Here is a 13,197-nt window from a genome sequence, read left to right as displayed (position 1 = left end):
ACTGCATTTTCAAATGTTAGAACAAGGTTTTTAGTAGCTTTAATGAGTACAATTACCTAAATTTGCCCCAAAATTATTTATAATGCTAAAAAAGATAGCTTCCGTTCTTTTCTCAACCCGATTAACCGCTGTTCTTTTCATTGTTTATGCCGCCGCAATGGCCGTAGGAACATTTTTGGACGCTTCCTCTCAAACCCCTCCAACTCCCTATACGCGTGAACTTATATACAACGCTTGGTGGTTTGAAGCAATCATGGCCATTTTTGTAATTAACTTTATTGGAAACATATTCCGGTATAATCTTCATAAACCGAAGATGTGGGCATCACTTATGCTTCACGTTTCTTTAATTCTTGTAATTTTTGGTGCTTTCGTTACCCGTTATATTGGTTTTGAAGGTGTAATGCACATCCGCGAAGGTCAAACAGAAAACTCCATTCTTTCAGAAGAAACTTATCTAGACGTTTTTATCGACGGCGATTATATGGTTGATGGTGTAGCGCAACGAAGAAAGTTGAAACCAAAAAAACTTAGACTATCCGAGCGGTTAAACAATAATTTTGAAATTAATACCGACTACAAAGGGCAGGAGGTAACGATAAAATATAAAGACTTTATAAAAGGAGCTAAAGAAGGCTTAACTCCAGACGAAACGGGAGAGGAGTATCTTAAAATTGTAGAGTCTGAAGGTGGTGAACGTCATGACCATTGGGTTAAAAACGGTGAGGTTTCCAATATTCACAATATACTTTTTGCAGTTAACAAACCTACTGAAGGAGCTATAAATATTACGACTCACGACGATGGAAGCTACACAGTTTCCAGTCCTTTTGAAGGAAATTATCTGCGAATGGCAGATCAGTTTGAAGGTGCCGTTGTTGCAGATAGCGTTCAAACATTTAATCTTCGATCTCTTTATCAATTAGGCGGAATTGGTTTTGTAGTGCCGGAACCTTTAACCAAAGGAAAATTTGGCGTTGTTAAAGCCGAAGCAGACGAACCTGCAAATCAAGACGCTCTTATCGTTGAAGTTACTTCAAACAACGAAACCGAAACGGTTGCATTGCTGGGTGGAAGAGGTACAGCTCCAAATCCTAAGGAAACCGAAATAGCTGGTTTAAAAGTATATATGAGCTACGGTTCTGAAAATATTGAGCTTCCATTTAGTATAACCTTAAACGATTTTATAGCCGATAAATATCCAGGAACAGAAAAGGGATATTCATCATTTAAAAGTAAGGTTACCGTAATAGATGAAAACAAAGAGCATTTCGATGCCGAAATTTTTATGAATAATGTATTAGATCATCAGGGATATCGGTTTTTTCAATCAGGTTTCGATCCAGATGAAGGGGGAACTATTCTTTCTGTAAATCACGATTGGTGGGGTACTTGGATCACTTATATAGGATACTTCTTTTTATACATTGGTCTAATGGCAATTCTTTTTAGCAAACACAGTCGTTTTGGGAAATTAGAAGTAATGCTCGATCGAATTAAACGTAAGAAAAAGAGCATGATGACTGTTTTAGTCTTGTTTTTTACTATTTCTGGAATGGCTCAAGAACACGACCCTTCACGACACGTTCCCGTACCCAGGCAGCAAATAGACTCTTTGATTGTCGCTAATGCCGTAAGTAAAGAACACGCCGATAAATTTGGACATTTATTGATACAGGATAATGGTAGAATGAAGCCTATCAATACCTTTGCTAGTGAACTCTTAAGAAAGGTTAGTAGAAGCGATCATTATCAAGGTTTGAATGCCGACCAGGTGTTTATTTCAATGGCGGAGTTTCCTCGACTTTGGGTAGAAGTGCCAATTATTGCATTAAAAAGAGGTAACGATAGTATTCGCCACGTAGCTGGCGTTCCTGAGGGGCAAAAAGACGTTGCCTTATTGGATTTGTTCGACGAAAAGGGAAACTACAAACTCGAACCGTACCTTTCTGCTGCCACGCGAACAACAACTCCTAACCAGTTTCAAAAGGACTTTATTAGAGCTCACGAAAACTTTTCGTTGCTTAATGCAGCACTTAGTGGAAGTATCTTAAAAATATTTCCAATTCCAGGGGATGAAGGAAATAAGTGGGTGTCGTACCCCGAATTGGGAGAAGTTAATTTAACAGGAATGGATTCGCTTTATGCCAGAAATATTCTTCCTATGTACTTTGATACATTAAAGAAAGCACGCGACACAGGCGATTATAAACAAGCTGATGAACTATTGGAAAGTATCACCAATTTTCAAAAGAAGTATGGTTCTGAAATAATGCCATCAGAAAACAGGTTGAAAGCGGAAGCCTTTTATAACAAAGCAGATATCTTTAATCGTTTGTACAAATATTTTGCGGTATTTGGAATTTTAATGTTCATCTTTATTATTGCGCAGCTTTTTAAAGATAGAAAAATCCTTCGTACGCTTGTAACGGGTTCTAAAGTTATAATGTGGATATTGTTTGCATTAATGACGCTCGGGCTTGCGCTTCGTTGGTATGTAAGTGGGCATGCACCGTGGAGCGATGCTTATGAATCGGTTATCTACGTTGCTTGGGCTACTGTTTTCTTCGGACTTTCCTTTGGTCGCAAAAGCGATCTAACTGTGGCTTCTACTGCTTTTGCAGGAGCAATTATATTATGGGTAGCGCACGAAAACTGGTTAGATCCTTCAATAGCCAACTTACAACCCGTTCTGGATAGTTATTGGCTAATGATTCATGTTGCTGTTATTGTAATGAGTTACGGCCCATTCACACTAGGAATGATATTGGCAATGATTTCATTGTTTTTAATGATTTTCACAAACAAGAAAAATTATAGCCTGATGGAAATTAACATCAGTGAACTTACGGTTATTACCGAAATGGCACTTACTGCTGGTTTAGTATTGCTGACCATTGGAAACTTTTTGGGTGGCCAATGGGCGAATGAGAGCTGGGGGCGTTATTGGGGCTGGGATCCAAAAGAAACCTGGGCACTTGTTAGTATTATGATTTATGCATTTGTTATCCACGCAAGGTTAGTTCCAGGCTTACGCGGGCGATGGACTTTTAATGTACTGGCAATGTTCTCGTATGCATCGATTATGATGACGTATTTTGGCGTTAACTTCTATCTAAGCGGTTTGCATTCATACGCTAGTGGAGATGCGCCAGCCACGCCAACTTTTGTTTGGTGGATCACATTATTTGCGGTAATTTTAAGTGTAGTGTCTTACTTCAGGTATAAGAAGTATTACGGGAAGAAAAAGAAACCTAAAAAAGCTTAAAGCTGAATAGAGGATAAAATATAAAAACCCCAGAATAACTTTGCGTATTCTGGGGTTTCTATTTATTTGTAAAACTATCTTATTAAAGCAAAGAGTCGAAAACTTCTTTTAATTTTAAATCGGATGGACGGGGTGCATCGGCATTTACAATGTTGCCTTTCGGATCTAGCAAGATAAATCTAGGGATTCCTAAAATGCCATATTCTTTTACAAACTTAGATTCCCAATTGTTGTCGGCCATGAGTTGAATTCCAACTAGAGATTTTTCTGTTACCATAGCTCTCCATTTTTCGTAATCTTTAGGTTCGTCAATAGAAATACTCACAAACTGAATGTTTTTTCCTCTATATTCTTCTTCTATTTCCTTTAACGAAGGAATTTCGCGTAGGCAAGGTCCACACCAAGTAGCCCAAACATCTATATAAACATATTTTCCTTTTAAATCGTCTAGGCTAGTAGTGCCTCCTTTATGATTTTCAAAATCGAAAGTAGGCGATGGTTCACCTTGCATTAGCGACTTTAGAAGATTGTAACGCTCTGTAAGTTTAGCGAGGTTTTTTGGGTTTGGATTAGACTTTACATAAATATCATAATTCTCGCCTAAATGTCTGTCGGCCTTAAGACCAAATTGAAGATGGTCGTACATTAATTTATCTTTAGCATAACCGTCGGGTAGGGCTTCGTCTACACTTTTTAGAAAGTATAAAGTATGTTCTGAATTATCTCCTTCTAGTGCTTCCTTACTCGCTACACGATTGAAGTGTACAGAAAGTAAATTTTGATAAGAAGCCGAATTGCGAAAAGCTAAGGTGTCTGAAAAATTAATATCGTTTAAAGATTCGTAAAACCCTTGACTAACTTGAAATTCGGGTTTCATAGTGTAATAACTATGTGCACTCTGATAGTTTTCAATTAATGAAGCTTTTGAATACTTATCTTCTTCAGCTAACATTTTTTTGAAATTATCGTTCTTGATATTATGTGAAGCATAAAGACTATCTAGTGCTTTTTGATCTTCATTTAGTTTGTTCAAAAAGCTATCTTCATCTCGTGTAAAGAGATATTTAAAATCTAGGTTTTTTTCGTTCCAAAGATATTTCTGTGCTAAAAAGTTATTCGGATTTGCAAGATCTCCCGAATATTTTAGGCTTTCGTCAAACTCTTCTGTGTTCAGGTTTACAGTAAGGTTCTGACCTTTTTCCAAATAAATTTCAGCTCGTTCCCTACCTACATATAATTGATAAAATCCATCATTTTGTAGGGTAAGTGTATCCAAAAATGTGCCCTCGAGCGATATAGGAAGTTTGGCTTCAAAATCAGTTCCACGTATTACAACATTTTCTGCTGTATTGTTTTCAACGGTGCCGCCAACTACTGTGTAGGTTTGTTTCTTTTCTTGCTCGCACGAAAAAAGCGCCAATGCTAGCAGAAGTATTGTAAATTGCTTCATTTTTTAATAAAAGTTTTAAGTGTTGATTTGATTCGTGGTAAATTTAACAATGTGCGCTGATATCTACGATACTAGTTTGTTAATTTTTAGGAATGTAAAAGTTTGGTTTTGACACTTGATTTTAAACTTTTACAAAACTCTTTTTAGAGCAGTTTACCTACGCTCACCCGTTTAAAATTGCTTACTTTTGCACAAATTTAAATACCATGGAAGGAATACATTATATTAGTTCTGACATCTTAGATTTATCCATTATTAAAGAAATATTAGATAGTCAGAAAAAGCTTGCATTATCAGAAGAAGCCCAATTGAATATTAATAAGTCTAGGGACTATTTAATAAACAAGATGAAAGACAACGAAACTCCCGTATATGGTATTAATACTGGTTTCGGTTCGCTTTGTAATGTGAAAATAACTTCAGATAATCTTTCCAAATTGCAAGAGAATTTAGTGATGTCGCACGCCTGTGGTACTGGAAGTTTTGTGCCGAAGCCGATTGTGAAACTAATGCTTTTACTAAAAATCCAGTCGTTGAGTTATGGGTATAGCGGCGTTCAATTACAGACCGTAGAACGATTGATTGAGTTTTATAACAATGAAGTGCTTCCTGTAATTTATACACAAGGAAGTTTAGGTGCTTCGGGAGACTTAGCTCCGTTGGCGCATTTATCATTACCATTATTAGGTAAGGGAGAGGTGTATTATGGAGGAAAGCGTGTTGCTTCTGAAAAAATAATGAAAAAGTTTGGCTGGGAACCCATAACACTTCAAGCAAAGGAAGGTTTAGCACTCTTAAATGGAACTCAATTTATGACTGCTTATGGTGTTCATTGTCTATTAAAAAGCTATAAACTTTCGTATATGGCCGATTTAATTGGGGCAATTTCAACAGATGCCTTCGATTGCAATATGAGCCCTTTTAATTCTTTGGTGCATTTAATTAGACCTCATAGAGGGCAAGTAAAAACTGCCGAACGATTTCTTGAGTTCCTTGACGGTAGCGAAATTGGGAATTCAGAGAAAATAAATGTGCAAGATCCGTATTCTTTCCGATGTATTCCACAAGTGCACGGAGCAACAAAAGACACTCTCAATTTTGTGCACAAAACGTTTAAGACTGAAATGAATTCGGTTACCGATAATCCTAATGTTTTTGTAAAAGAAGACGTTATTATTTCTGCAGGAAACTTTCACGGACAGCCGTTAGCATTGGCTTTGGATTATTTGGCAATTGCAATGTCTGAATTAGGGAGTATTTCTGAAAGAAGAACATACCAATTAATCTCTGGGTTAAGAGGGCTTCCGGCATTTTTAGTAAACAATCCAGGATTGAACAGCGGGTTTATGATTCCACAATATTCTGCAGCGAGTATTGCAAGTCAGAATAAGCAACTAGCATCGCCAGCGTCGGTAGATTCTATTGTTTCTTCTAATGGGCAGGAAGACCACGTTAGCATGGGAGCGAATGCAGCTACTAAATGTTTACGCGTTATCAACAATATTGAAACAATATTGGCTATTGAATTGATGAATGCTTCTCAAGCATTAAAATTTAGAGAACCTAAAAAAACTTCGCCATTTATAGAAACCTTTCTAAAGCCTTATCGCTCTATAGTTTCGTTTATTGAAGAAGATCGAGTAATGGCAGACGATATTCATGCAAGTGTATCATTTCTTTCTTCATTAGAAGTAGATCCAGAAATAATGTTTGAATAAGAAATAATGCGTTAACAGATAATCTGAATCTAAGTGCTGCAAGTGAATGCTGCTTACTGAAACAAGCAAATATTTAAAATAAAAAAATCCCCAAGATTAATCGTTCTTGGGGATTTTCATTTTTATGAATCTTTACACTCATTAAGATTCGGTTGTCTTCTTTTGTTTTTTGATATTAATAGTCAACTCCTTTTTCTCTTCGTCTAAGTCCATTGTAATGGTATCGCCTTCGTTTAATCCGCTGTTAATTATCTCTTCGGCCAGCGCATCTTCAATATACTTTTGGATAGCTCGATTTAAAGGCCGTGCTCCATATTGTTTATCGAATCCTTTGTCGGCAATAAAGTCTTTAGCCTTTTCAGATAAATTCAAGGTGTATCCAAGATCGTTAATACGAAGGTAAAGCTTGTCAAGTTCGATGTCGATAATCTTATGAATATCGTCTCTTTCTAAAGCATTAAATACCATAACATCATCAATTCGATTTAGGAATTCTGGTGCAAACGTTTTCTTAAGTGCGTTTTCGATAACACTTTTGGTATACGTTTCCTCTTGGCTCTTTTTCGCCGAGGTTCCAAAACCAACGCCTTGCCCAAAGTCCTTAATTTGGCGCGCTCCAATATTGGATGTCATAATGATAATAGTATTTCTAAAGTCAATTTTACGACCTAGACTATCTGTTAAATAACCATCGTCTAAAACTTGAAGCAGCATATTGAATACATCTGGGTGTGCTTTTTCAATTTCGTCAAGCAGCACAACAGCATACGGTTTTCTTCTAATTTTCTCAGTTAGTTGGCCACCTTCTTCATATCCTACATATCCTGGAGGTGCTCCAATTAAACGGGAAATAGCAAATTTTTCCATATACTCACTCATATCAATACGTATAAGCGCATTGTCTGAGTCGAATAATTCACGTGCCAATACCTTTGCCAATTGGGTTTTTCCAACGCCTGTTTGACCAAGGAATATGAATGATCCAATCGGTTTATTTGGGTCTTTTAAACCAGCTCGGTTACGTTGAATAGCCTTCACTACTTTAGTAACTGCTTCGTCTTGCCCAATTACCTTTCCTTTAATTCGGTCAGGAAGCGCAGCTAATTTGGTGCTTTCGGTCTGTGCAATTCGGTTTACAGGTATCCCTGTCATCATAGCTACAACTTCAGCTACATTTTCTTCGGTAACTGCAATTTTATTGAGTTTAGACTCAGCTTCCCAATTTGCTTGTTCTTCTGCCAGTTCTTTTTCAAGATTCTTTTCGTCGTCACGCAGTTTAGCAGCTTCTTCATACTTCTGCTTTTTCACTACCGAGTTCTTTAATTCGCGAACTTCTTCTAATTGGGCTTCAATTTTAAGAATTTTATCAGGAACGTGTATGTTCGTAATGTGTACGCGGGATCCTGCCTCATCTAAAGCATCAATGGCTTTGTCTGGAAGGAAACGTTCCGTCATATAGCGATTTGTGAGTTTTACACACGCCATTATTGCCTCGTCGGTATATTCTACGTTGTGATGCGTTTCGTACTTATCCTTAATATTCATAAGTATTTCAACGGTTTCTTCCACGTTTGTAGGTTCAACCAATACCTTCTGGAAACGTCTTTCTAAAGCCCCGTCCTTTTCAATATACTGGCGATATTCGTCCAACGTGGTAGCTCCTATACATTGAATTTCGCCTCTGGCCAACGCAGGTTTAAACATATTTGAAGCATCGAGCGAGCCAGTGGCACCACCTGCGCCTACTATAGTATGAATTTCGTCTATAAAAAGAATGATGTCATCGTTCTTTTCAAGCTCGTTCATTACTGCTTTCATTCGTTCCTCAAACTGTCCTCTGTATTTTGTACCCGCAACTAAACTCGCCAAATCTAAAGTAACAACGCGTTTGTCGTATAAAATCCGCGAAACTTTTCGTTGTATAATTCTAAGTGCAAGTCCTTCAGCGATTGCAGATTTTCCAACTCCTGGTTCTCCAATTAAAAGTGGGTTGTTTTTCTTTCTACGACTTAAAATTTGAGAAACTCTCTGAATTTCATTTTCCCTTCCTACAACCGGATCTAACTTTCCTTCTTCTGCAAGTGCGGTAAGATCTCTTCCAAAATTATCTAATACAGGGGTTTTAGATTTTTTATTGGACTTAGAAGCGCCACCTGTGAACAGATTTTCTTTTCCGCCCTCGCCTGGTGAAAAATCGTCTTCGTTCGGAAGTGCATTGGAGGGGGGGGTATCTATAAAATCATCTTCATTAGTTATCATAAGCTTAAATTGGTCTTTTACAGCGTCATAATCAATCTTCATTTTGTTCAACAATTTTGTTGTTGGATCATTTTCGTTTCGAAGAATGCATAAAAGTAAGTGCGCTGTGTTAATTGAAGTACTTTGAAAAAGCTTGGCTTCCAAAAAAGTAGTTTTCAATGCCCTTTCGGCCTGTCTAGTTAAATGCAGATTCTTTTTGTCATTTGTGGTTGTTATTACTGCGGAATTAGCAGGTCTTAAAATCTCCACTTTTCTACGTAGATGGTTTAAATCTACCGCCAGTGAATTTAAAATTGTTACTGCTTTTCCGTTTCCATCTCTTAATAGCCCTAGCATTAGGTGCTCCGTGCCAATAAAATCATGGCCCAATCGGAGTGCCTCTTCTTTACTATACGCTATTACGTCTTTTACTCTCGGTGAAAAATTATCCTCCATGTTTTAAATATCCTTTCTTCTTTAAAATACTAAATTAATCAATATTAAGTCAAAAACCATTCCTCTTTCAATTCATTTTAGTAAAAGGACAAAATCTAAATCGAAATTCAAAGTTTTCATCCTTATACTTATCAACGGTTCTACCTCCTTATTTTGTTAATAAATTCGTGATTTTGACCTGCCGAAAACTACGTAAAACCTATTGAAATATGTATCTTGCTCCGTAAATTTTATTAACGATAAATAAACTTATATTTTTATGGCTGACGGTGAAAAAGTGATTCCCATAAACATTGAAGATGAAATGAAATCGGCATACATCGATTATTCGATGTCGGTCATTGTGTCACGTGCTTTGCCAGACGTTCGCGATGGTATGAAGCCCGTGCATAGACGGGTTTTGTTTGGAATGCACGAATTGGGTATTAGGGCAACAGGGGCACATAAAAAATCTGCTAGAATAGTCGGGGAAGTTCTCGGTAAATACCATCCACACGGTGATACTTCTGTGTATGATGCCATGGTAAGAATGGCGCAGGAATGGAGTTTACGCTATATGTTGATAGACGGACAAGGTAACTTTGGCTCGGTCGATGGCGATTCTCCTGCTGCAATGCGATATACTGAAGCTCGTATGCAGAAGATTTCTGAAGAAATGTTAGCAGATATTGATAAAGAAACCGTTGACCACCAACTTAACTTTGATGACACGCTAAACGAACCTACAGTATTACCAACAAGGGTTCCTGGATTGTTAATTAATGGTGCAAGTGGAATTGCAGTTGGTATGGCAACGAATATGCCACCTCACAACCTAACGGAAATAATTAATGGAACCATAGCTTATATTGATGATAATGATATTGATGTAGATGGTTTAATGCAGCACATTAAGGCTCCAGATTTTCCAACAGGTGGAACAATTTATGGCTATGAAGGTGTTCGCGAAGCATTTCATACTGGTCGTGGCCGCGTTGTAATGCGTGCTAAGGCTACTTTTGAAGAAGTAAACGGTAGGGAATGTATTATTGTTACCGAAATTCCATATCAAGTGAATAAGGCTGATATGATTAAAAAAACAGCCGACCTTGTAAATGAAAAGAAAATAGATGGCATTGCCAACATCCGTGACGAAAGTGATAGAAAGGGAATGCGAATCGTTTACATATTGAAGCGCGATGCAATTCCGAACATCGTTCTCAATACATTATATAAATACACCGCATTACAATCTAGCTTTAGTGTTAACAATATTGCTTTGGTCAAAGGAAGACCGCAAATGTTGAATTTAAAGGAGCTAATTCATTATTTCGTGGAACATCGCCACGAAGTAGTAGTGCGTAGAACTGAATATTTACTTCGAAAAGCTGAAGAACGCGCCCATATTTTGGAAGGGTTAATAATTGCTTCAGATAACATTGATGAAGTAATTAGGTTGATTCGCTCGTCCTCAAATGCAGATGAAGCAAGGCAGAAATTAATTGAAGCCTTCAAGCTTTCAGAAATTCAAGCAAAAGCAATCGTTGAAATGCGTCTACGCCAGTTAACTGGATTAGAACAAGATAAGCTGCGATCTGAGTACGACGAATTAATGAAAACCATAGCCGACTACAAAGAAATTCTTGCCAGCGTAGAAAGAAGAATGGAGATTATTAAAGAAGAGCTTGTAGAAATCCGTAATAAGTATGGTGATGAGCGCCGTTCTGTAATTGAATATGCAGGGGGTGATGTAAGCATAACAGACCTTATTGCCGATGAGCAAGTGGTAATTACCATTTCGCACGCAGGATATATTAAGCGTACATCGCTTACCGAATACAAAACTCAAAATAGAGGAGGAGTAGGCCAAAAAGCTTCTGCTACCAGAAATGAAGATTTCTTAGAGCATCTATTTGTAGGTACAAATCACCAATATATGTTGTTCTTCACCCAAAAAGGGAAGTGTTTCTGGATGCGGGTTTTTGAAATTCCAGAAGGCACCCGTACTTCAAAAGGTAGAGCAATACAAAACTTAATTAATATTGAGCCGGACGACAGCGTAAAAGCGTTCATCAACACACAAGATTTAAAAGATGAAGATTACATAAACAGTCATTATGTAATCATGGCAACTAAAAAAGGTCAGGTTAAGAAAACACCTTTGGAGCAATATTCACGTCCTAGAACTAACGGTATTAATGCCATTACTATTAGAGAAGATGACGAGCTATTAGAGGCAAAACTTACAACCGGCGATAGCCAAGTAATGTTAGCTGTACGATCTGGAAAAGCCATTCGTTTTGAAGAAGAAAAAACGCGACCTATGGGAAGAAATGCTTCTGGAGTTCGTGGTATTACACTAGGCAGTGAAGATGACGAAGTAATAGGAATGATTGCTGTAAATGATTCAGAGTCTGATATTCTTGTGGTTTCAGAGAATGGCTACGGAAAACGATCATCTATCGAAGATTACCGAATTACAAATCGAGGTGGAAAAGGTGTAAAAACCATAAACGTTACTGAAAAAACAGGTAAATTAGTCGCCATTAAAAACGTAACTGATGATGATGATCTTATGATTATCAATAGATCTGGAATTGCAATTAGAATGGCTGTCGATTCACTTCGTATAATGGGAAGAGCCACACAAGGGGTCCGTCTTATTAAAGTAAGGGAAGATGATGCTATCGCGGCCGTTGCTAAAGCAATGAAAGACGAAGATGAAGTTACTATGGAAAACGATCAAGAACAAGAAAGTGAAACAAATGGCACTATTCTTGACTCAGATGATGAACAAATAGAAAACAACGAATAAATTTTAAAACATGCGAACACGATTTTTAATAGCCGGACTGGCATTAATGACAACTGTTTCCTTCGCTCAAAAAAGAGAAATTAGGAAAGCTGAAAAAGCAATTAAATCAAATCAGTACAATGAAGCTTTAGACTATTTAAAAGAAGCAGAACCCACGCTTGGTTCTGCGGATAATAGTATGAAGGCACAATTTTACGCTGCAAGAGGCGAAGCAATTTTTGGCGTTGGTAAGAACGATCACGCTAAGTTACTGGCGGCTACCGAAGCTTTTCAAACCGCAATCTCTCTTGATCCTGCTATTGAGGGACAGCTAAGTGCGCAACTTCAAAATCTTAGAGCATCACTTATAAACGGTGCTGTTAAAGATCAAAATGCTCAAAACTACAAGCAGGCAATTGAAAAACTGTATGCTAGTTATGTTACTTCAAAAGACCCTTCCGATTTATACTTTGCGGCTGGAAACGCTGTAAATGGGCGTGATTACAAAACGGCTTTAGAGTATTATCAAATGCTTTTGGATATGGATTATACAGGTGAAGAAGAAGAGTATGTAGCTACCGATAAGGTTTCTGGTGAATTAAAGTCTTTTGACAACAAAAATCTACGTGACCTAGCAGTAAGAGCCGGTGAATATATTAAGCCAGAAACTCAAAAAACTGAATCGAAAAAAGGTGAAATCCTTCGAAATATGACACTTATATATATTGAAGAAGGAAACACCGATAAAGCAACTGCTTTAATGAAAGCAGCACGAGCAGAAAGCCCAGACGATGTTTATTTAATGCGTGCAGATGCTGATATGAGTTATAAAATGGGGGATGTAACTAGATACAACGAAATAATGAAAAAAATCGTTGCTTCAGATCCAACAAACCCTGAATTATATTTCAATCTAGGCGTAGGAAGCGGTGAGATTGGAGATAAAGAAAAAGCTATTGAATATTACGAGAAAACCTTAGAGTTAAAACCAGATCACGAAGGAGCACTTATTAATATTGCTGTGGTAAAGCTTTCAGGCGAAGATAAGTTGGTTGAAGAAATGAACAGCTTAGGAAACTCTGCTGCAGATAACAGAAAGTATGACGAATTAAAGAAACAGCGTCAAGCTATTTATGCCGAAACCGTACCTTATTTAGAGAGAGCGCATAAACTTAATCCAAACAATAAAGAGGTTATTCGTACTTTGATGAACATCTACGGTCAACTTGCCGACGATGATAAATATCAAGAAATGAAAGCTAAATTAGACTAGAAATTAAACTCTTACAACCTG

General features: G+C 37.4%; 6 protein-coding genes. 4 read left to right on the top strand and 2 right to left on the bottom strand.

Annotated elements, in window-relative coordinates; translation table 11 throughout:
- Window positions 1-82 precede the first annotated feature (82 nt).
- A complete protein-coding gene (gene ccsA / locus BLW28_RS06470) occupies window positions 83-3,268 on the top strand; it encodes a cytochrome c biogenesis protein (protein WP_073216705.1) in 3,186 nt (1,061 codons plus the stop codon).
- An 82-nt stretch (window positions 3,269-3,350) separates the two neighbouring features.
- Here the strand turns inward: ccsA and BLW28_RS06465 are convergent, their stop codons facing one another.
- Window positions 3,351-4,718, bottom strand: a complete 1,368-nt coding sequence (locus BLW28_RS06465) for a TlpA family protein disulfide reductase (protein ID WP_073216702.1) — start codon at window positions 4,716-4,718, stop codon at window positions 3,351-3,353.
- Between the two features lie 206 nt (window positions 4,719-4,924).
- On the opposite strand from BLW28_RS06465, the gene hutH reads away from it, so the two are divergent.
- On the top strand, window positions 4,925-6,436 hold the full coding sequence (hutH, locus tag BLW28_RS06460) for a histidine ammonia-lyase (protein WP_073216699.1): 1,512 nt from the start codon (window positions 4,925-4,927) through the stop codon (window positions 6,434-6,436).
- 141 nt (window positions 6,437-6,577) lie between these two features.
- On the opposite strand, the gene BLW28_RS06455 is transcribed toward hutH, so the two are convergent.
- Window positions 6,578-9,130 (bottom strand): ATP-dependent Clp protease ATP-binding subunit, encoded by a 2,553-nt coding sequence (locus tag BLW28_RS06455; RefSeq protein WP_073216696.1) that lies wholly within the window; start codon window positions 9,128-9,130, stop codon window positions 6,578-6,580.
- 259 nt (window positions 9,131-9,389) lie between these two features.
- Here BLW28_RS06455 and gyrA point away from each other — a divergent pair, with 259 nt between their 5' ends.
- Both gyrA and BLW28_RS06445 read left to right on the top strand, forming a co-directional pair.
- Window positions 9,390-11,924: a DNA gyrase subunit A gene (gene gyrA, locus BLW28_RS06450; RefSeq protein WP_073216692.1), complete on the top strand. Its 2,535-nt coding sequence runs from the start codon at window positions 9,390-9,392 to the stop codon at window positions 11,922-11,924.
- Between the two features lie 10 nt (window positions 11,925-11,934).
- Window positions 11,935-13,176, top strand: coding sequence for a tetratricopeptide repeat protein (locus tag BLW28_RS06445; protein ID WP_073216689.1), 1,242 nt, complete (start codon window positions 11,935-11,937; stop codon window positions 13,174-13,176).
- The last annotated feature ends 21 nt before the right edge of the window (window positions 13,177-13,197 follow it).

Source organism: Aequorivita viscosa, assembly GCF_900106795.1.
GTDB classification, from domain to species: domain Bacteria; phylum Bacteroidota; class Bacteroidia; order Flavobacteriales; family Flavobacteriaceae; genus Aequorivita; species Aequorivita viscosa.
This window is presented reverse-complemented; position numbering and strand designations above follow the sequence as displayed.